Here is a 21,805-nt window from a genome sequence, read left to right on the forward strand (position 1 = left end):
TCAAAGAGTAAACATTGCGCATATTTTTACAAAAAAACGCCATAACCATAGTTAATGATTTGTTAAATTCATGGTTAGCAAAAATATACTTACGTAATTAATCATATGAAAACTGCATACCAATGGTAAAAAGTATCCCGTAAATATTCAGTACAATTCAATAATCATGAATGTGTGTTCAAAAGACTATGATATCTATGTAGTCATTCCTTTTTAGGGGGAAGACTTAAAATCTATCGACCTCCCCCTTATCTTTGTAACCTCACGGTATAGCTTAAATCAGCTTAGATTAGCTTTTAGGTTCAATAAATCGCATTGAGAGGTCTAAAGCCTGAATATGTTTCGTCAATGCGCCTACTGAAATGAAATCAATGCCTGTCAGAGCAAATTCTCTGATTGTTTTATCTGTCACATTCCCTGATACTTCTAAAGCGGCTTTACCATCCGTGAGAACAACGGCATCTTTCATCATGTCAGTCGTAAAGTTATCAAGCATAATAATATCCGCTTGAGCTTTAAGAGCCTGTAATAGCTCATCTAGATTTTCGACTTCTACTTCAATAGGAACATCCGAATGAGCTTGGCGAGCAAGCGATACCGCTTGGGAAACAGAGCCCGCTGAAATAATATGATTTTCCTTGATTAAATAAGCATCAGACAAACCTAATCGGTGGTTATACCCGCCGCCCATGAGCACCGCATACTTTAATGCGCTCCGCAAACCAGGGATAGTTTTACGGGTGTCTAATAATTTAGTTCGAGTACCCTCAAGAAAGGCAACATACTTTGCTGTCACTGTAGAAACTGAAGATAGTGTTTGCACAAAATTCAACGCCGTTCTTTCCCCAGTGAGTAGAATCTGAGAAGGCCCTTGCATCTCACATAATACTTGGTCTGGTGAAACCTTATCGCCGTCTTGAACCTTCCAATCCACTTTAACTTTATTACCTAGCTGGTAAAAAACCTCCTCTAGCCATTTTTGCCCACAAAACACGCCTTCTTCACGGGTAATAATTCGAGCTGTGGCTTGGGCCTCTTCATTTAATAACTGCCCTGTAATATCCCTTTTATAATCAATGACCTGTCCGAGATCTTCTTTTAAAGCAACACTGACCATAAAAGGAATGTCGGTAATCAATCTTGCCATTAACAATTTACGTCTTTCTTGTTCATCATAGCGTCGTGTAGTCATTATTTACTCCAAAATATGCACCCGTACGGATCTCAATTATGCTAATCTTTCTTAATTACGGGTACTTACAAAAAAGAAAAGAGCATACTATGGATACTGATATGAAAATACATGATGGTTGGTTAAATAATGTGACTCATATCCCTTCCCCACATCATGATGACCGCCCTGAGGGCGAAGAACCTTCACTTCTTGTCATTCACAATATCAGCCTTCCACCAGGACAGTTTGGTGGTTCTTATATTAACCAACTATTTACTGGCACTTTAAATCCCGAAGAACACCCTTTTTTCGATGAAATTAAACATCTACGTGTTTCAGCTCATTGCCTCATCCGTCGGGATGGCGAAATTATTCAATATGTTCCTTTCAACAAACGTGCATGGCATGCAGGGCAATCCAATTATCAAGGGCGAGAAAAATGTAACGACTTCTCTATTGGCATCGAGTTAGAAGGTACGGATTATGAAGCCTTCACTGAAGCTCAATATATAGCTTTAGCCAAGCTCACTAAGTTACTGATAACTGAATTTCCGCAGATCGAGCAGAATATTACAGGTCATAGCGATATTGCTCCCCATCGAAAAACTGATCCAGGCCCTTACTTTGATTGGCAGCACTATAAAAACGCACTCTAAGCTTTCCCAATTAATAATTTTTACGAATTATCCGCCTATTATCTTAGCTAATGAGGGCAACCGCCCCATTAGCCCCTATTCCTGATGTGCCTCTATTTATATCAGTCTGACAAACTCATTTTTATTAGAAAAAATATTCTTGGTATATTTTTGCGAGAACGCTCGAAATAAAATGAGACAACTCACCGTTTGCAAGAACATTTTACAAAGCCACTCGTAACCTGAATTTTCAATTCGTATTTTCACTAAAAAACTCTTTTATGATGCAGCCTCACACTATCAAGGAGGTTTTATTTATGGATCAGAAGGGATTTTCTTTAATCGAAATCATGGTTGTTATTGCAATTATCTCAATACTCAGCGCTGTCGCCATACCGGGCTATCAAAGCTATATGCAAAGAGCCGCAATGACTGATGTACTACAAACGATCTTGCCTTATAAAAACAGTGTGGAACTGTGCAGCTTTAACCAAGGCCTTTTAGCCAAATGTAATTCAGGAAAAGAAGATATACCGAGCAATATAAAAGGAAAATATCTAAAACAGATTGATGCGAAAGCAGGCGTCATTACCTTTGTTGGTGACAAAACATTAACAGGTCTTACGGGTATTTTGACACCCACTAACTCAACAGCCACATCACCATTTTCATGGAGTATCAGTTGCCAAGCTGATACTAATGCAGATCTAAAAAAACTTTGTGAAAAAACACTGAACTTCTAATTAAGGGATTAACATGCGGACATCTAGGGAAAGCCATTATATTTTCAAAGAACTCAAAGTGCTTTGTGATAAAAACTATATCGTGATTATCGATTACAACGAAAAAAGGTTATCCATCGCCACGATAGAAAAACCCAATGACAATTTATTATCCACATTACGTTTTATTGCCAGCGTTCCTGTTTGTTATGAAATATGGCCTAAAGAAAAAATTGATCATTATTTCAATCGCCATGTTTTAGAAATCAATGAAGATGAAAATAATTATCAGGCTAACACTATTGAACCTATCAACGTGGCATCGCCTGCCGTTGATTTTGTCGATGATTTATTAAAGATGGCAGTAAGAAAGCGTGCATCTGATATTCACCTTGAACCAACCAAACATAACCTAAAAATTCGCCTTAGAGTGGATGGAAAACTCTACGTTATCCCTTCACCACCCCATGAAATAAACAGTGAGGTTATTGCCCGAATAAAAATATTATCAAAAATGAATATTGCGGAAAAAAGAATACCACAGGATGGACAAATGAATTGGAGCTTTGAGCGAAAGAACTTTAGCATCCGTCTTTCCAGCATGCCCACACTTCATGGCGAGAAATTAGTTCTGAGATTATTAAATACTCAGCTAAAATACTCTCTTGAACAAATTGGGATGTGCCCGACTTTATTACCCCTATTAAAAAACACATTACAAAAACCGCAAGGATTGATTCTCGTGACGGGCCCCACTGGTAGCGGGAAAACTGTCACACTATATAGTGCACTGGAATACCTTAATCAAACATCAAGAAATATATCCACCATTGAAGACCCTATTGAGATCCCCCTTGGGGGGATCAACCAAACACAAGTACACGAAAAATATTCACTTACTTTTGCGTTTATTCTTCGTGCACTACTTCGGCAAGATCCTGATGTTATTATGATTGGTGAAATTAGAGACGAAGAAACTGCTCAAATAGCAGCTCGAGCAGCACAAACAGGGCACCTTGTTCTATCAACACTTCATACTAATTGTACTGTCAGTGCTATTACACGCATGGAGCAACTAGGCGTTGACAGAAATCAACTTCAATCTTGTTTAAAAATGGTTATCGCTCAGCGCTTAGTGAGAAAACTTTGCACATACTGTAAACAAAAAACGGCACGCATTACTCCGATAAACCCAATGCTGAATATCAATGAATATCACTCTACAGGGTGCGAACACTGTTTTTCTGGATTTATGGGGCGCACTGCAATTTATGAATACCTAGACCAAGCACAGCTCGATTTAATATTAAAAGACAATGGTAAATTAGCTGATAATTTCAAAAATCTATTTCAAGCAAGTCTTGAGCGAGTCGAAGCTGGAGAAACAACATTACAAGAAATTTATTCTGTCATCGGACAAGGAGAGTAAATTAATGTTTATCTATAATTACACCTCACTTGAAAATAATTCGTATATAACTGATAGCTTAGTATCAAAAAATAAACAACAAGCTTTTTTAGATATAATTAAACGAGGACAAACGCCAATATCCATAAAGTTTAAATCTATATTTATATTGGACAAGGAAAATTTAAACTACAGAATTCATTTCTTCCATCAGCTAAATATACTATCTTCATCAGGAATCAGTTTATTAAAATGTTTTCAATTACTTCAACTTAATTGTCATTTACCCTTTTGGAAGAACCTCATTAATCAAGCAATCAATGATTTAGAAAAGGGTATTAGTTTTATTAAGAACTTAGAAAGTCACCCGCGTATTTTTAATAGTACAATAATTAGCTTAATCGCAATCGCCGAAAAAACGGGAAAATATGATGAAAGCTTTTTGATCATCAAGAATATGCTTGAACATAATCAAAAAACATCAATCTTAATAAAAAAAGCCTTGCGTTACCCAGTTACCCTCGTAGGGTTCTCTGGCCTATTACTTATCATTATGCTGGTTTTTGTCATTCCGCAGTTTATTGATATTTACGAAAGTTTTCAACAGGAATTACCATCCATAACTAAGGTAGTTATTATCATATCGGATACTCTGATTGAGAATTTTCAATGGCTACTATTAACACTGTCCACCACTATATTCTTATTTATTAAATATAGGTCATATGTATCCAGAAAACTGAGCCATTTAATGCAGTATCTTCCTTATATCAATAACATCATCAGAGCCAAAAATTTGAACATCTACTTTTTAACATTATCTTCCACATTAAAATCAGGATTACCCCTCATGGAATGCCTTGATTGCTCAACTAAAACGATAGTGCATCATAAATACAAGGAAGAATGTCATGAAATTTATCACTCCGTTCTTAGAGGAGCTTCATTATCCGATGCAATGAAAAATACTCAGCTCTTTCCAAAATTAGTAGTTCAGTTAATTTCCTTGGCGGAAGAATCTGGCAAGCTAGAATATTTTGCAGTATATTTATTTAAGTATTATTCAAGGCAATATAAGACTATTACGGAGCATCACCTTAAGAGCCTTGAACCTATATTACTCTTATTTATAGCTATCATTATCTGCCTAATAATGTTTGCTATGTATTTACCAATATTTAAATTAGGCTCAGTCATTTCTGGAATGTAGCTTATTACATAAAGAAAACAGTTCAATTTAGAGAGTAAAAATAGATTGAAATCACACATATATCCATAACATGATAACTTGACTCAATTGTATACAGACAAATTAAAACTTTCAGTGTAACCTGACTTATTTCCCGTAAACTAATGAATCATTTATGTCTTATATCGTTGCCCTCACTGGGGGGATAGGAAGTGGTAAAACAACCGTTGCCAACGAATTTGCTAAACTAGGGGTGCCACTTGTTGATGCTGATGTCATCGCCCGCCAAGTTGTTGAACCTAATACCCCTGCATTGATCAGCATTCAACAGCACTTTGGTCAAGATGTGTTAAACCATGATGGCACTTTAAATAGAGGTTTCTTACGGACAGTTGTTTTTTCCGAGCCTAAGGAAAAAGCGTGGCTAAATGCGCTGCTTCATCCTTTGATACAACAAGAAACGCAGACACAACTTCAGCAGGCTAACTATCCTTATGTTTTATGGGTAATCCCCCTGCTTATTGAAAATAAAATTTCGCATTTAGCAGATCGTGTTCTTGTCGTTGATGTAACAAGAGAAGAACAAATAGAAAGAACGATTAGACGCGATGACACCAGCCTAGAGCATGTTATTAATATATTAAATGCTCAAGCATCTCGAGAAGAAAGGTTGTCATATGCTGACGATATCATCACTAATCATACAGATGATACTGAGCTGCCAAATAGAGTTGCAGAACTACACAAGCAATACCTAGCACTTGCAGCACAAAAAGAATAGGAATGAGCATGAGCGAAAAAATCGAAACAACTTTGGTTACTTATGAATATCCAATGAATGAAAAAATTCGTTCTTGGCTGCGGCTTGAAACATTATTAATGCAAATCTATGAACAGAGCCATATAACATCCTACTCCTCTGGAATCGCCTTTTTCCGCTCTGTTTCTGAACTGATTGAAATATTGGATAGAGGTGAGGTTCGCTCAGACCTTATCAAAGAACTCGAAAGACAAAAAAGTAGGCTACTCAGTTGGGCTGATGCTCCAAATGTTGATAAAACATTAATCACCTCTCTTTTAAATGACCTAACACCGAAAATAAGCAGTTTAATGTCTGCGCCTCGATTTGGCCATCAACTACGCAATGATAAAATTATTAGCATGGTTCGCCAACGTCTCAGCATTCCCGGTGGATGCTGTAACTTTGATTTACCCACCCTTCAACTGTGGTTAAACATCCCTCAATCAGATAGGGATAATGAAATAAAAAGCTGGCTAAATAGTTTAGACCCTCTGCAAGATGCTTTAAAAACCGCGTTATTACTAATCCGCCAGAATGGCAGTTTTGAACCTGCCGAATCTCACAATGGTTTTTTCCAAGGTAATGTCGAAGGAAAAGAGCTTTTACGTATTAAATTATCACCAGAGCATTTGATATACCCTCAAATTTCAGGGCATAAAACGCGTTTTGCCTTACGTTTTCTTCATATCGATAGTGAGAATGGTATACTCCCAGACGTAATTCATTTTCAGTTAGCCTGTTGTTAGTTTGAGAGTCGATGTATGAATGAAATTATTGAAGTCAATTGTCCGACTTGCCAAAAAGTCGTGACTTGGAATGAATCCAGTCCTTTTCGTCCATTTTGCAGTAAGAGATGTCAATTGATTGATCTAGGCGAGTGGGCCGCCGAAGAAAAACGCATAGAAAGCCAAGGTGATATTTCCGATAGCGATAATTGGAGTGAAGCACCCGAGCATTAATTTCACTTTATCTGTGTTGATAATGAAAATAGCCAAATCTCTACATTAGGCTATTTTCATTCTTCATTACTGACGACTGGTTGTTACGCGTCCTTAATCAGCATATCAACAATCACGCGATTAGCAGGTGGAAACTCTTCAGCAATTAAGCTTTGCTGCTCAATCCAACGTGATTTTTGCCCTTCTTTTCCATAAGGGTCATTTTTCCAGCCTGAAACCATAAAGAAATAGAGCGTAATAAATCTATCGTCAAATTCATGATCAACTTGATGGAATAGATCACAGTCAGTCACCGCAATACCCACTTCTTCTTCCAATTCACGGATCAGTGCGTCCTTCGGGTCTTCCCCCTTTTCTAGCTTCCCACCAGGAAATTCCCAAAACCCAGCCATGTGAGTACCTTCTGGTCGCTGAGTAATAAAAATATGTTGCTGAGCATTACGAATGATCCCAGCGGCAATATGCAGATGTTTTTTTTCCATAATTTCTTCATTAAAAAGGCGGGTTTCCCCGCCTTTATTGATTATTTACTGAATTCTAAATTAATTTAAGCGGCCATGGCACTGCTTGTATTTTTTACCAGAACCGCAAGGGCATGGATCATTACGACCAATTTTATTACCTTGGGTTGCAATCTTCGCTTCTGCTTCTGTCATTAGCGATTCAGCTTCAGCCTCATGGCTTAAATGCTGTTTCTTCGCCAAACGTTCAGCTTCTTCACGACGTTGCTGCTCTAATGCTTCAACTTCTTCCGGTAAACGTACTTGTACTTTTGACAAGGTACTGATCACTTCATATTTCAATGCTTCCAACATATTGGCAAACATACTGAAGGACTCACGTTTGTATTCTTGTTTTGGATCTTTTTGCGCATAGCCACGTAAATGGATACCTTGACGTAAATAGTCCATGGAAGCTAAATGCTCTTTCCATAATGTATCCAGCGTTTGCAACATAACGCCTTTTTCGAAATTACGCATTGCTTCAGAGCTAACGATCTCTTCTTTACGCTGGTAAATTTCAATCGCTTTTTCCATGATACGTTCGCGTAAAGTTTCTTCGTGAAGTTCAGGCTCTTTGTCTAACCACTCTTGAATTGGTAAATCGAGGTCAAAATCGTTCACTAAACGTTTTTGCAGACCATCAATATCCCACATTTCTTCCAGTGATTGAGGCGGAATATATGCATCAATAATAGTGGTAAAGACATCTTCACGAATGCTGTCTACGGTTTCTTTAATATCGCCGCCATCCAGCAGTTCATTACGCTGAGTATAGATAGCACGACGTTGGTCACTTGCCACATCATCATATTCAAGTAATTGTTTACGAATATCAAAGTTACGGCTTTCAACTTTACGCTGTGCGTTAGCAATTGCTTTTGTTACCCAAGGGTGTTCAATAGCTTCGCCCGGTTTCATACCCAGTTTTTTCATCATGCCCGTAACACGGTCTGATGCGAAGATACGCATTAAAGCATCTTCCATAGACAGATAGAAACGTGATGAACCAGCATCACCTTGACGTCCCGCACGACCACGTAACTGGTTATCGATACGGCGAGATTCATGGCGCTCTGTACCAATGATATGTAAACCGCCAGCCGCTAACACTTCATCGTGACGAATTTTCCAGTTCGCTTTGATTTCATCAATTTGTTCTTGCGTTGGGTTCTCTAGCGCGGCCACTTCTGACTGCCAGCTTCCCCCTAACATGATATCGGTACCACGACCCGCCATGTTAGTTGCGATGGTTACGGCGCTTTTTTGCCCCGCATTAGCGATAATATCAGCTTCCATTGCGTGGAATTTCGCATTCAATACGTTATGAGCAATTTTTGCTTTAGTCAGCGCATGCGAAATTAATTCAGATTTTTCAATTGAAATGGTACCGACCAGAACTGGCTGACCTTTGGCGGTTTTATCACGGATATCTTCAATAATTGCTTCAAATTTGTCTGCTTCAGTCATATAGACTAAATCAGGCATATCCTTACGAACCATTGGACGGTTAGTTGGGATAACAATCGTATCCAGTTTATAGATTGAGCTAAATTCGAATGCTTCGGTGTCCGCAGTACCGGTCATACCCGCTAATTTTTCGTATAAGCGGAAATAGTTCTGGAAAGTAATCGATGCCAATGTTTGGTTTTCATTATGGATCTCAACACCTTCTTTTGCTTCAACAGCTTGGTGCAGACCATCAGACCAACGGCGCCCTTCCATTGTACGACCAGTATGTTCGTCGACAATAATAACTTGGTTATCTTTAACAATATAGTCAACATCACGAGTAAACAGTGCGTGTGCACGTAAACCTGCCATGACGTGGTGCATCAGCATAATGTTTGATGGTGAATAAAGCGACTCGCCTTCATCCATTAAACCAGCTTTTGCCAGTAATTCTTCAACCAGAACCAGACCGCGCTCTGTGATTGTTACCTGACGAGATTTTTCATCAACCGAGAAGTGACCTTCACCTTGGAAAGTGTCTGAGTCTTCTTTTTCTTGGCGAACGAGTTTCGGGATCAGTTTGTCCACTTTGATGTACAGATCCGAGCTATCTTCCGCTGGGCCTGAAATGATCAGTGGCGTACGCGCTTCATCGATAAGGATAGAGTCCACCTCATCCACTAATGCGTAATGCAGTTTACGTTGAACGCGATCTTCTGGGCTAAATGCCATGTTGTCACGTAAATAGTCGAAACCAAATTCGTTGTTAGTACCGTAAGTAATGTCTTCCGCATAAGCTTGACGCTTTGCAGGTGGAGCCATACCCGATAAGTTAATACCCACGGTTAAGCCTAAAAACTCGAATAATGGGCGGTTATTTTCCGCATCTCGTTTTGCTAGGTAGTCGTTCACGGTAACAACGTGAACCCCTTTGCCTGATAATGCGTTAATGTATGCTGGCAGCGTTGCAGTCAGTGTTTTACCTTCACCTGTACGCATTTCTGCGATGCAGCGCTCGTTCAGTACCATACCACCGATTAACTGAACGTCGAAGTGACGCATACCGAAGACACGTTTACTTGCTTCACGCACTGTCGCAAACGCTTCAGGGATCATATTTTCAATGCTTTCGCCTTGTTTTAAACGCTCACGAAATTCTACGGTTTTGGCCTTCAGCTCGTCATCCGATAATTTCTCAAACTCAGGCTCTAACTTGTTAATTTTTTCCACTTCTTTACGCAGACGGCGCAGAGTACGGTCATTACGGCTACCAAATACTTTGGTTAATAGTTTAGTTAACATATTTTTTCTCAGGTAAATCAATTAATTATTTGAATTAGTGTTTTTTGACACGACGAGAAGCGACCTAATGGCAGGCTTTACATCGTTAAATGGATTTAGGCGAAAAAGGGGCCAGCCCGAATGCCATGTACCTGAGCAACCCAAATCGCGGGCTGATAAACAGTAAAGAGAGGGTAGATATGTTCGCTAGCTTGAGTCGTTGCCACATCCCATTGTAAAGATCGCTGCGCCAACATCGCGTACAGCGTATCTAACATTAATTGAGGGGCAAATAGCGTCTCTTTTTGTAGCTTACTTTTGTCGGTATCTTCATCTTCAGTTGCTGAAAAGGCAAAAGTCAGTTGGCGGATAACATTACGTACCGCATGTTGCTGCCAGTAATTGACCAAGTAAGAAGACGAGGATGAAGAGCGTTGGGAGTTCTGCTGTGCAAATAAGTTATCGAAAGCATTTACAGCTTGGCTTTGTCGATTCGCTGGCGCAGAATTAACTTGAGTTTGCTGAGATTCTGATAAGGCATTTAAAATTGTAGGCAAGCCAACACCCGTAGCCACAACACCTAATAACAGGTGGGACCAAAAGTATCGTCTACCTAAATGTCGCCAAAAATTTAAAATGCCCATCAAACTCTTATATAATTTATAGATTAAAGTATGATTCCCAATTATGTTCTGACATCTTTAGCAATCGCGTAAAATGAGAGTTCACAATGAGAGATAGTCATCCACAAGCACTTTTCGATGTTCTCGAAGAGTCTCTGGCGAAAACATCAAACACTTTACAAACTATTCAGCGAAATGCAAAAGCTATTCTAAAATTGAATCGTGTTGTAAAAAGTTTGCTGCCAGCAGAAATTAAACCCATGTGTAGAGTGGCAAACTACCGTAATAACATTATGGTTATCGAAGTGGCTAATGCCAGTTGGATGACCCGCCTTAATTACGAGAAAATGAATCTTACTTCTGCATTAAGGTCATCTATTCTACCATCTTTATCTTCCATCGACATCAGAATCAACCCCGATCTTATACGAAAATCTAAGCAAAATAGCTCATTGAATAAGCAATCAGTGAATCAAAAAGAAAATCGTAATCAAAGACAGATTAGTACGCAGACCGCAGAGCAGTTATTAAGATTAGCGAAAAAGAGCCCGAAGGGATTAAAAGAGAAATTTGAGCGGCTGGCTGCATTAGCCGGAGAGAGTACTAATGCAACCAACAGAAAAGGCTAACCCTGGCTGGCAGAGATAGCCGCATAATAGAAACTATTATGCGAATACAGTCGAAGGCGCTTTGAATGCCAGAGGTAATTCAGCTTCGTCTTCAAAGGTCACTAGATCCCAAGCAGATTCTTTAGCCAGAACCGCTTGCAACAATTTGTTATTCAGTGCGTGACCAGATTTGAATGCAGTGAATGCACCAATAATGTTATGTCCACACATGAATAAGTCACCAATTGCATCGAGCATTTTGTGACGAACGAATTCATCTTCAAAGCGTAAACCATCTTCGTTGAGCACTTTATAGTCATCAACGACGATAGCACAGTCAAAACTACCGCCTAAGCATAGGCCTTTCGATTGTAGATATTCAATGTCACGCATGAAACCGAAAGTACGCGCGCGGCTAATTTGGTTTACAAAAGATTCTGCAGAGAAATCCATTGCATAGCGTTGCGTGCTGCTATCAATCGCAGGGTGTTGGAAATCGATAGTGAAATCTAGGCTAAAACCATTGTATGGGGACATTTCTGCCCACTTATCACCATCTTCAACACGTACAGTTTCTTTAATGCGTAAGAATTTCTTCGCACAATTTAATTCTTCAATACCGCCATCTAGCAGTAAGAAAACAAACGGTGCAGCACTGCCATCCATAATCGGGATTTCAGGCGCATTGACTTCAATAACAATGTTATCGATGCCTAATCCTGCTAAAGCAGCATTCAAATGTTCAACCGTCGAAATACGCACGTTATCTTCGTTGACTAAGCAAGTACATAACATAGTATCGCGAACTGATTTCGCATCTGCCGGAAAATCTACCGGTGGATTAAGGTCAGTACGACGGTAGATGACCCCGGTATTGGCCGGTGCCGGACGTAAAGTAAGCGTAACTTTCTTGCCGGTATGTAAACCAACACCAGTCGCTTTAATAATACGTTTAAGTGTCCGTTGTTTGATCATCGTATTTTCTCGCAATGTTATAAGTCCTACTGGCTATCTTAATTGATAACCAGTAGAAAATTTTAGCACAAAAAGCGGAAAAACCAATCTAATTAAAAATTAATCGGCCTGTTTACGCAAGAAAGCTGGGATATCTAAGTAATCCGGCTCTTTATTTACTTGTGTATTTTGGTCGTTAACGGCTTTTGCAGCTGGTTTTTCATCATTTAATGAAGACATGCTATTTTGCATTTGCTGATAGCGTTGCTCCATAGAAGCTTGCTGAGACATTTTATTGCTAACTAAAGTAATTTCTGGACGTTTGTCCATACCAATACCTGTAGCAACAACAGTCACGCGCAATTCTTCATGCATTTCTGGGTCTAAAGAGGTACCGATTACGACAGTCGCATTATCTGATGCGAATGCACGAATGGTATTACCCACTGTTTCAAACTCATCCAAGCGCAGGTCAAAACCAGCAGTGATGTTGACCAGAACACCACGCGCGCCAGACAGGTCGATATCTTCCAGAAGTGGGCTAGAAATTGCCATTTCAGCAGCTTCTTCCGCTCTATCTTCGCCACGAGCCACACCAGAACCCATCATCGCGTAGCCCATTTCTGACATCACGGTACGTACGTCAGCAAAGTCCACGTTCATTAAACCTGGGCGAGTGATTAGCTCAGCGATACCTTGAACTGCACCTTTTAATACGTCGTTAGCCGCACCAAAAGCATCCAGTAAAGAGATACCACGACCAAGTACTTTCAGTAACTTGTCGTTAGGGATAGTGATCAGCGAGTCAACGTGCTTGGATAGCTCAGTGATACCCGCTTCCGCGAATGCCATACGTTTTTTGCCTTCGAAATTGAATGGCTTAGTCACGACAGCAACGGTTAGGATACCTAATTCTTTAGCAACTTCAGCAACGACTGGCGCAGCACCAGTACCCGTACCACCGCCCATACCTGCAGCGATGAACACCATATCTGCGCCATCAAGAGCATTGCGCAGTGCTTCACGGTCTTCTTCCGCCGCGTTACGGCCAACTTCTGGGTTTGCACCCGCACCCAGACCTTTAGTAATACCTGTACCGATCTGAATGGTTTGTCCGACTGCGGTTTTACGCAGGGCTTGTGCGTCGGTGTTGACTGCAAAGAACTCAACACCTTCAATGCGCTCGCGTACCATGTGTTCAACGGCATTTCCGCCGCCGCCGCCAACGCCGATGACTTTAATCACCGCATCGTTGGTTAGCTCCATTGGTTCAAACATAATGTCTCTCCGTTTTGTGCTTACTATTGAAGCTAATAATATGCTTCTAAATAAAAATTAAAATTCTTTTCTCAGCCAGCTAGTGAGCTTACTAAACCACCCGCTAACTGAAGCACGTTTTTCCGTCTCGGTATCATCGCCAAGGTGGCTTTCTTTACCGTAATGCAGAAGCCCTACCGCTGTGGAGTAGTACGGCTCCTGAGCATAATCCGTTAATCCTGTTATATTAAGTGGGGTACCGATTCTGACCTGTGTATGGAACACTTTTTGAGCGCATTCAACTAACCCGTCAATTTGTGCTGCCCCACCGGTCAAAACTATCCCTGCCGCTAAGTGGTGTTTGACACCTTGCTGGCGTAACTGTTCCTGTAAATTTAAAATTTCTTCATTTACTAAATTTAACAGCTCAGTATACCGTGGCTCAATCACTTCCGCTAAGGTTTGACGCTGTAAACTTCTCGGTGGACGACCGCCAACACTCGGTACTTCCACCGTTTCATCTTTACTCACAATCGAACCGACTGCACAACCGTGACGCACTTTAATCGCTTCTGCGTCTGTTGGCGGCGTACCAAATGCGTAAGCAATATCACTTGTTACCACATTACCTGCGTATGGGATCACTTTGGTATGACGCAAAGCACCACCCGTATAAACTGCCATGTCCATTGTGCCGCCACCGACATCAACAACACAGACACCTAATTCGCGCTCATCTTCAGTCAACACACTGTAGCTTGCAGCAAGACCGGCAAAAATAAGCTGGTCAACTTTTAACCCGCAACGCTCAACGGCTTTCACAATGTTCTTTGCCATATCGTTATGGCAAGTGATCAGATGAACTTTAGCTTGCATACGAACACCAGAAAGACCGACTGGATTTTTAATGCCTTCTTGGTAGTCAATCGCGAATTCTTGCGGGATAACATGCAAAATTCGGTGTTCGTCTTTAACTCGGACAGATTTCGCCGTATGAACGACGCTGTCCACGTCTTCTTGTGTCACTTCTTCTTCTGAGATTGGCACCATACCAATTTCATTTTGGCAGCTCACATGTTTACCCGATAAAGCAAGGTAAACAGAAGAAATTTGGCAATCTGCCATTAATTCAGCTTGGTCAATCGCTCTTTGGACGCATTTAACAACCGACTCAAGATCGTTAACGCCACCTTTGTCCATTCCGCGAGATGGACAGCTTCCCACCCCAATAATATTAACCATACCATCGGGCAGAATTTCTCCTACAAGGGCTGACACCTTGGAAGTTCCAATTTCAAGGCCTACCACTAATTTTCTGTCCGTCGCTTTAATCATTTGCTTCTGCCTATCTGCCTAATTTGAGTTATTAGCAATTTGTCTTATTGGAAGCCTTGCGGTGCGTCAACTAATAGAGGAGCCCACCCCACCGCTGCCCCACTGGTATAACGCAAATCAACATAGTCGACGCGTTTATCAGTCGTTTGCTGTAAAAGCGGATAAAGCTCGAGAAAACGGTTTAACCGCTCTAACACATCTTTTTTCCCAAGTTCGACTCTTACATCATTATCTAAAATAATCTGCCATGCATGGCGCGCTGTCATAGAAACGGATTTTAGTTTCAAGTTATTTTTCGCCAAAATACCACTTAGCACAGCAAATTCTTTCAAAACCTCTGTTTGGCTTCCTTGCGGACCATACAGCAACACATAATCGCCTTTACCATTTTGACTTGGTGGAAGGGTAAATACGCGCCCTTCTTGGTCGACCATGTTTTGGTCATTCCATCTTGCGTAGGGTTTGTACTCCGCAATATGGATTTTTAATTCATCCGGCCACTGTTTACGCACTGTAACTTGGCGTATCCATGGCATCATACTGATTTGGTTTTGAATCGCATTCACATCCACCGTCATAAAGGTTCCCGGCTGACCTAATGACAAAATTGCCTTTCGTACATCGTCATTGGTGGTGTAGTTGCGCTCTCCCGTTAATATCAGTTTGGACATTGGCAGCCTATCGGCATCCTTCATCCAGTTCATCACAGTCCAGCCGCTCCACACAATGGTGCCGACGACCATCAGGAAGAAAATCAATCCGCCCAGAAAAGCCCCATTACTTGGTCTTGAGCGCGGATCTTCATCTTGACCGCTATTCTGATTATGATGCCTTACGTTTAACGCTGCCTGTGACATATCAACTAGCCAATTTCAAAATACGTACCACTAACTGCGAAAAATCCAAACCGGCTTGACGCGCAGCCATTGGAACTAAACTGTGACTGGTCATTCCCGGCGAAGTATTCACTTCGAGCAAATAGAATTCCCCATCACTATCTTGCATCACATCAACCCGTCCCCAGCCACGACAGCCTACCGCTTGATAAGCTTGCATTGCGATATCTGCCAGTTTCGCTTCGAGATCGCTTGTTAAACCACTTGGGCAGAAATATTGAGTCTCATCGGACAAATACTTCGCTTCATAGTCATAAAAAATACCCGGTGGCTGAATGCGAATCGAAGGTAGAACCTCGTCACCCAATACCGCTACCGTATACTCAGGACCACTTAACCACTTTTCAATCAATAACGTATCGTCAAACTGGAAAGCAAGCTCAATGGCTTCTGGCAGTGCATCCAGAGAGTCAACTTTGCTCATTCCAACACTGGAACCTTCCAAACTCGGTTTAACGATAAGTGGCAGTCCTAAGTGCTTAACTTGCTGAGCTAACTGCTCTTTTTTAATATTAGTATATTTCTGCTTGTTAAGTGAAATATATGGAGAAACACTTAGTCCAGCACCTTGCCAAAGTTGTTTGGTGCGTAGTTTATCCATACTCAGTGCAGATGCCATTACGCCACTGCCTGTGTATGGAAGCCCCAGAAACTCAAGCATACCTTGGATCGTGCCGTCTTCCCCGCCACGACCATGTAAGGCGATAAACGCTTTATCAAAACCAGCTTCTTTCAATGTCACAACAGGGAAATCTTGAGTATCAATTGGATGCGCATCAACGCCCGCTTGGCGTAATCCCGCCAATACAGCATTGCCAGACTGAAGTGACACTTCACGTTCAGCAGATGTGCCGCCAAATAGAACCGCGATTTTTTCTGTCATGCTTATTCCTCAACCATCGGTGGCTGTAATTTCGTTTCTGCTAGGTTTTTGGCTATTTTACCAATATTTCCTGCGCCTTGAACTAAAATTAAGTCGTTATCATCAAGAACTTGTGCCAGCATATGTGAAACTTGTTCAGGTTCTGCCACAAAAATAGGATCAACCTGCCCACGACTGCGGATTGTACGGCATAATGATCGGCTATCAGCCCCCGGAACCGGCTTCTCTCCCGCAGAATAAACTTCTAGCATTAGCAAGACATCTACCTGCCCCAGCACGTTTGCAAAATCATCGTATAAGTCACGAGTACGTGTATAACGATGAGGCTGGAAAACCATCACGATACGTTTATCTGGCCAGCCTGCGCGAGCAGCTTTAATGGTGGCATCCACTTCTGTTGGATGGTGACCATAGTCATCCACCAGCATCACTTCGCCTTCTTTGCCATTCACATTACGCAGCGCGTAGTTACCTAGGAAATCGAAACGACGACCTGTCCCTTGGAATTCCACGAGTGCAGACAGAATGTGTAAATCGTCTATACCTTCTTCGGTTGCCACCGCAACAGCTGCCGTGGCATTGAGCGCATTGTGGCGACCAGGTGCATTCAGCACGACAGTCAACTCTGGCATGCCTTCACGAGCAATCGTGAAAAAGCCTTGGTTCCCTTTTTGCTCGTACTTAGTGATACGAACATCCGCATCGTCACTAAAGCCGTAAGTGGTAATGTAACGACCGATTTTTGGTAATAATGAACGGATCACCGGGTCATCGATACACATCACTGCACGGCCATAGAATGGCAAGTTATGCAGGAAGTTGATGAAGGTATCTGTCAGGTTTTCAAAATTACCCTGATAGGTATCCATGTGGTCCGCTTCAATGTTCGTCACAACCGCAACCAGTGGCTGTAAATGCAAGAATGACGCATCGCTTTCATCCGCTTCAGCGATCAAGTAACGGCTGCTACCTAATCGTGCATGAGTTCCCGCTGATTTCACTAATCCGCCATTCACAAATGTTGGGTCTAATCCCGCTTGCGCGTAGATCCCAGAAATCATTGCCGTTGTCGTTGTTTTACCGTGAGTTCCCGCCACTGCGATACCATGACGATAGCGCATTAATTCAGCCAGCATTTCGGCACGGCGAATAACAGGGATACGCAGCTCTTTCGCAGCTTGAATTTCAGGGTTCTCTGCAGAAATAGCCGTAGAAACTACCACCACACTCGCATTTTCAACGTTTTCAGGGCGATGATTAAAATAGATAGTGGCGCCCAACTCAGTTAGCTGCTGAGTCACCGCATTAGGTGCTAAATCTGAACCACTAATTTCATAACCTTCGTTAGCCAACACTTCAGCGATACCACCCATGCCAGCACCACCGATGCCGACAAAATGAATGTGCCGTACTCTACGCATTTCTGGCACCGATGTTCTTAATTTCGCTAACTGTTGTGTATTCACTGTATTTCCGCTTCTCTATAAATTCTGTCTACATTCTATTTTGTATGGCCAAGCTATTTGCGAGACTTACGCTATTTCGCAACATCGCAAATAACCGCCGCAACACGTTCGGTTGCATCCGTGATGGCACAGCTATAGGCTTTTTCTGCCATCGACAATAATTCGGCTCTATCCCACTTGTTGAGCAACTCAACAACGGCTTCAGGTGTAAACTGCGGTTGCTCAATAATCTTCGCAGCCCCTGCTTGTTCTAAAGGCAGTGCATTCCAATACTGTTGGCGGTCTTTATGCTGGAAAGGAACAAAAATCGCGGGTAAACCTGCCGCGGCTATCTCACTGACAGTTAATGCACCTGAACGACAAACCACAATATCAGCCCATGCGTAAGCTTGCGCCATATCATCAATAAATTCAGTCACTTTAAACTCAGAATTGCCTGAATTTTGCAAACAATCATTATACAGTGCTTCTGTCGATTCCTTACTGCCTTTTCCAGCCTGATGCCAGATATTTAACTGTTTGCTCACATTTCCAGCAACTGCAGGCATAACTTGATTTAAAATTCGCGCCCCTTGGCTACCACCTACAACTAATACGCGTATTGCACCTTCACGCCCAGCTAAGCGCTCTTGCGGTGCTGGCAATGCCAATACATCTTCACGCACTGGGTTACCTACAACTGGTGCATTAGGGAATGCGCCGGGAAAAGCTTGTAAAACACGTTTTGCAATTTTTGATAACCATTTATTGGTTAATCCCGCGATCCCATTTTGTTCATGGAGAACAACAGGAACGCCACATTGCCAAGCTGCTATCCCGCCGGGACCAGACACATAACCGCCCATACCAAGCACAGCATCGGGTTGATAGCGCTGAATAATAGTTTTCGCTTGGCGAATGGCTTTATAGATACGCCAAGGCGCACCAATTAATGCACCAATACCTTTACCTCTTAAACCCGAGATCTGAATAAACTCAATATCAATACCGTGTTTCGGTACTAAAGTAGCTTCCATGCGATCTGCGGTGCCTAACCAGCGAATTTCCCAACCTTGAGCCTGCAAATAATGCGCCACAGCTAAGCCGGGAAAAACGTGTCCCCCAGTTCCGCCAGCCATAACGAGTAATTTTTTTGCCTGACTCATTTGGAACTCCTTACAAACGCCTGAGCTTTCTCAAGTCGTGTTTCATAATCAATTCTAAGTAACACAGCGATCGCCGCTGACATCACTAATAAACTCGATCCCCCGTAACTGATTAACGGGAGTGTTAAACCTTTGGTTGGCAACATACCTGCCGCAGCGCCTACGTTAACCAATGCTTGGAAGGTAAACCAAATACCGATGGCACATGCAAGATACCCACCAAATAATTGGTTGGTCAGTAGTGCTCTACGCCCTACCATCATCGCTCTAAACGCCAGCATGAATACCATCAGCAGCACCAGAACCACACCCACGTAACCCAGCTCTTCAGCTAGTACAGAGAAAATAAAGTCAGTATGCGCTTCCGGTAAATATTCTAATTTCTGTACCGAGTTACCCAGACCTTGTCCGAGAAGCTCTCCTCGACCAAATGCCATCAAAGATTGCGTTAACTGATAACCGCTACCAAACGGGTCATCCCACGGATTTAAGAAGGATGTCACGCGGCGCAAACGATAAGGTTCAAAGATAATCAAAGCCAGTACGCCTACACCACAAACCGCGATACCGATAATAAACGGTGCTAAGCGCGCACCAGCTAAAAACAGCAACCCTAACGTAGTTACAACCAGTACAACTACCGTTCCCAAGTCTGGCTGCAACAGCAGCAATAACGCCATCATAATCAAAATACACATCGGTTTTACGAAGCCGAAAAACTTGGTGCGTACTTCATCTGACTTACGAACTAAATAGCTGGAAACGTAACAAAACAGCGCGAACTTCGAAATTTCTGCGGGCTGAATTTTTACAATACCGATATCAATCCAGCGCGATGCCCCATTGACGGAACTTCCGGCAACCAACACAACCGCCAGCATACCCAATGCGCCCATCAGCAAAATAAAACTGTATTTTTCCCATGTGGCCATCGAGACGCGCATGACACCTAAAACCAGTAGAAATGCAACGACCAAATAGACCACGTCACGTTTAGCAAAATAGAATGGGTCATCCGTTAATCGCTGTCCGACTGGCATCGATGCGGAGGTCACCATAATGAAACCGATTGCCGCCAGACCGAATGCTAACCAAACCAATGTACGGTCGTAGAGCGTCGTGCCTGAAATCACGCCATTCTTTTCACCGATGATCCAGTTTTTTAAACGCAAGGCACCCGGTATGGTCATTAACCTAACTCCTTAGCGAGTTGAGCAAAAACATCACCCCGCTGCTCAAAACTTTTGAACTGATCTAAGCTGGCACATGCTGGAGATAACAGCACCATGTCGCCAGATTTTAACAACGGCGCAATTTGGCGCATACTCTGTTCCATCGTATCTGTCAGTACGGATTTTTCTGGTGCGAGTTCCGCTAATTGCTGACCATCACGACCAAAGCAGTACAAACGGTAGTTATCCGCCGAAATATATTCTTTGAGCGGAGAAAAATCAGCTGACTTGCCGTCACCACCCAGCAATAAGTAAATATAGCCATCCACATGCAAACCATTAAGTGCAGCTTCTGTACTGCCCACATTGGTTGCTTTTGAGTCATTGATCCAACGCACACCGCGATTGAAAAAGACCAACTGGAAGCGATGTACTAAACCGGCATACTCTTTTAAGACTTTAAGGCTAGCTTCACGAGGGATTGCCACAGTATCAGCTAAGGCTAGTGCAGCCAGTGCATTCATATAGTTATGCTGCCCAGTCAGATGCATTTGTGCCACATCCAACACCACTTCACCTTGAGCAACTAAGACACGTTTTTGCGTATCAAAGTAGTAATCACCGTTATTTAAACCAAAACTAGTGTATTGGCTAACGCTCTGGTCATGTGGAAGTGTTAGCGGATCTTGCGCGTTCACAATGCAGTGTTGTGCATTATCATAAATACGTAATTTTGCTGCGCGATATTGCTCAAGCCCCAATGGGTAGCGATCCATATGATCTTCAGTCACATTCAACACGGTTGCAGCCGCTGCACGTAGGCTAGACGTGGTTTCTAATTGGAAACTAGACAGTTCCAGCACAAACAGGCTATGCCCTTGATTGAGCAAAGAAAGTGCAGGAATACCGATATTCCCGCCCACACCAACGGAAATGCCCGCTGCTTTCGCCATTTCCCCCACGAGGGACGTTACCGTACTTTTACCATTAGAACCTGTGATTGCGACGATTGGCGCATCCGCCTCACGGCAGAACAGCTCAATATCACCCACAATCTCAATACCGTTACTTGCTGCTTCCTGTAACTGCGGTGTTGCCAACGCAACGCCTGGGCTGGCAACAATCAGATCGGCTTGTTGCAGCCATTCATTATTTAAGCTGCCACTATGGCAAGCAACATTCTCTGGCAGTTTATCAACACCAGGTGGCACAGCGCGGGTATCCATCACGCGAGGAACAACCCCACGAGCAAGGAAAAAGTCAACGCAGGAAAGCCCAGTTAAACCTAAGCCGATAATCACTACGTTTTTACCCTGATACTGCTGAGCCTGTGAACCAATCATC

Annotated in this window: 21 protein-coding genes; 8 read left to right on the plus strand and 13 right to left on the minus strand. The window is 42.3% G+C overall.

All coding sequences use genetic code 11. The features are described 5' to 3' along the window. Positions 1 to 289 precede the first annotated feature (289 nt). A complete protein-coding gene (gene nadC, locus H0913_RS13265) occupies positions 290 to 1,192 on the minus strand; it encodes a carboxylating nicotinate-nucleotide diphosphorylase (protein WP_154638125.1) in 903 nt (300 codons plus the stop codon). Positions 1,193 to 1,293: 101 nt separating this feature from the next. On the opposite strand from nadC, the gene ampD reads away from it, so the two are divergent. From ampD to yacG, 7 genes are all read left to right on the plus strand, one after another. Next, positions 1,294 to 1,830 (plus strand): 1,6-anhydro-N-acetylmuramyl-L-alanine amidase AmpD, encoded by a 537-nt coding sequence (gene ampD / locus H0913_RS13270; protein WP_154602544.1) that lies wholly within the window; start codon positions 1,294 to 1,296, stop codon positions 1,828 to 1,830. Positions 1,831 to 2,126: 296 nt separating this feature from the next. After that, entirely contained in the window at positions 2,127 to 2,552 is a 426-nt protein-coding gene (gene ppdD / locus H0913_RS13275) for a prepilin peptidase-dependent pilin (RefSeq protein ID WP_181477405.1), read from the plus strand. A gap of 13 nt (positions 2,553 to 2,565) precedes the next feature. Beyond that, on the plus strand, positions 2,566 to 3,960 hold the full coding sequence (locus H0913_RS13280; protein ID WP_181477406.1) for an ATPase, T2SS/T4P/T4SS family: 1,395 nt from the start codon (positions 2,566 to 2,568) through the stop codon (positions 3,958 to 3,960). 4 nt (positions 3,961 to 3,964) lie between these two features. Next, positions 3,965 to 5,149, plus strand: coding sequence for a type II secretion system F family protein (locus H0913_RS13285; RefSeq protein ID WP_181477407.1), 1,185 nt, complete (start codon positions 3,965 to 3,967; stop codon positions 5,147 to 5,149). Positions 5,150 to 5,303: 154 nt separating this feature from the next. After that, positions 5,304 to 5,909 (plus strand): dephospho-CoA kinase, encoded by a 606-nt coding sequence (gene coaE, locus H0913_RS13290; protein WP_154638121.1) that lies wholly within the window; start codon positions 5,304 to 5,306, stop codon positions 5,907 to 5,909. Positions 5,910 to 5,917: 8 nt separating this feature from the next. Beyond that, positions 5,918 to 6,676, plus strand: a complete 759-nt coding sequence (zapD, locus tag H0913_RS13295; RefSeq protein ID WP_154602539.1) for a cell division protein ZapD — start codon at positions 5,918 to 5,920, stop codon at positions 6,674 to 6,676. Positions 6,677 to 6,691: 15 nt separating this feature from the next. Next, positions 6,692 to 6,889: a DNA gyrase inhibitor YacG gene (yacG, locus tag H0913_RS13300; RefSeq protein ID WP_132495795.1), complete on the plus strand. Its 198-nt coding sequence runs from the start codon at positions 6,692 to 6,694 to the stop codon at positions 6,887 to 6,889. Between the two features lie 83 nt (positions 6,890 to 6,972). On the opposite strand, the gene mutT is transcribed toward yacG, so the two are convergent. The 3 genes from mutT to secM form a co-directional block, all read right to left on the minus strand. Continuing rightward, on the minus strand, positions 6,973 to 7,371 hold the full coding sequence (gene mutT, locus H0913_RS13305) for an 8-oxo-dGTP diphosphatase MutT (RefSeq protein ID WP_154602538.1): 399 nt from the start codon (positions 7,369 to 7,371) through the stop codon (positions 6,973 to 6,975). Positions 7,372 to 7,431: 60 nt separating this feature from the next. Continuing rightward, positions 7,432 to 10,143 carry a preprotein translocase subunit SecA gene (gene secA, locus H0913_RS13310; protein WP_036951189.1) on the minus strand — a complete coding sequence of 904 codons (2,712 nt, stop codon included), beginning with the start codon at positions 10,141 to 10,143 and terminating at the stop codon, positions 7,432 to 7,434. A 95-nt stretch (positions 10,144 to 10,238) separates the two neighbouring features. After that, positions 10,239 to 10,766, minus strand: a complete 528-nt coding sequence (gene secM, locus H0913_RS13315) for a secA translation cis-regulator SecM (protein WP_181477408.1) — start codon at positions 10,764 to 10,766, stop codon at positions 10,239 to 10,241. An 86-nt stretch (positions 10,767 to 10,852) separates the two neighbouring features. On the opposite strand from secM, the gene H0913_RS13320 reads away from it, so the two are divergent. Beyond that, positions 10,853 to 11,374 (plus strand): DUF721 domain-containing protein, encoded by a 522-nt coding sequence (locus tag H0913_RS13320; RefSeq protein WP_154602536.1) that lies wholly within the window; start codon positions 10,853 to 10,855, stop codon positions 11,372 to 11,374. 36 nt (positions 11,375 to 11,410) lie between these two features. Here H0913_RS13320 and lpxC read toward each other — a convergent pair whose 3' ends face one another. The 9 genes from lpxC to murD form a co-directional block, all read right to left on the minus strand. Continuing rightward, positions 11,411 to 12,328, minus strand: coding sequence for a UDP-3-O-acyl-N-acetylglucosamine deacetylase (gene lpxC / locus H0913_RS13325; protein WP_006660764.1), 918 nt, complete (start codon positions 12,326 to 12,328; stop codon positions 11,411 to 11,413). A 99-nt stretch (positions 12,329 to 12,427) separates the two neighbouring features. After that, positions 12,428 to 13,585, minus strand: coding sequence for a cell division protein FtsZ (gene ftsZ / locus H0913_RS13330; protein ID WP_036951193.1), 1,158 nt, complete (start codon positions 13,583 to 13,585; stop codon positions 12,428 to 12,430). A 57-nt stretch (positions 13,586 to 13,642) separates the two neighbouring features. Then, complete coding sequence (gene ftsA / locus H0913_RS13335; RefSeq protein WP_036951194.1) at positions 13,643 to 14,899, minus strand: cell division protein FtsA; 1,257 nt, start codon at positions 14,897 to 14,899, stop codon at positions 13,643 to 13,645. A gap of 44 nt (positions 14,900 to 14,943) precedes the next feature. Further along, on the minus strand, positions 14,944 to 15,756 hold the full coding sequence (gene ftsQ / locus H0913_RS13340) for a cell division protein FtsQ (RefSeq protein WP_154602535.1): 813 nt from the start codon (positions 15,754 to 15,756) through the stop codon (positions 14,944 to 14,946). 1 nt (position 15,757) lies between these two features. Next, positions 15,758 to 16,678, minus strand: a complete 921-nt coding sequence (locus H0913_RS13345) for a D-alanine--D-alanine ligase (protein WP_181477409.1) — start codon at positions 16,676 to 16,678, stop codon at positions 15,758 to 15,760. Between the two features lie 2 nt (positions 16,679 to 16,680). Next, positions 16,681 to 18,099 (minus strand): UDP-N-acetylmuramate--L-alanine ligase, encoded by a 1,419-nt coding sequence (murC, locus tag H0913_RS13350; protein WP_154602698.1) that lies wholly within the window; start codon positions 18,097 to 18,099, stop codon positions 16,681 to 16,683. Between the two features lie 116 nt (positions 18,100 to 18,215). Next, positions 18,216 to 19,289, minus strand: a complete 1,074-nt coding sequence (gene murG / locus H0913_RS13355) for an undecaprenyldiphospho-muramoylpentapeptide beta-N-acetylglucosaminyltransferase (RefSeq protein ID WP_181477410.1) — start codon at positions 19,287 to 19,289, stop codon at positions 18,216 to 18,218. Next, on the minus strand, positions 19,286 to 20,479 hold the full coding sequence (ftsW, locus tag H0913_RS13360) for a cell division protein FtsW (RefSeq protein WP_154602532.1): 1,194 nt from the start codon (positions 20,477 to 20,479) through the stop codon (positions 19,286 to 19,288). The genes murG and ftsW overlap by 4 nt, the downstream gene beginning before the upstream one ends. Continuing rightward, positions 20,479 to 21,804, minus strand: coding sequence for a UDP-N-acetylmuramoyl-L-alanine--D-glutamate ligase (murD, locus tag H0913_RS13365; RefSeq protein ID WP_181477411.1), 1,326 nt, complete (start codon positions 21,802 to 21,804; stop codon positions 20,479 to 20,481). The genes ftsW and murD overlap by 1 nt, the downstream gene beginning before the upstream one ends. Position 21,805 lies beyond the last annotated feature (1 nt).

The organism is Providencia rettgeri, assembly GCF_013702265.1.
GTDB lineage: Bacteria > Pseudomonadota > Gammaproteobacteria > Enterobacterales > Enterobacteriaceae > Providencia > Providencia zhijiangensis.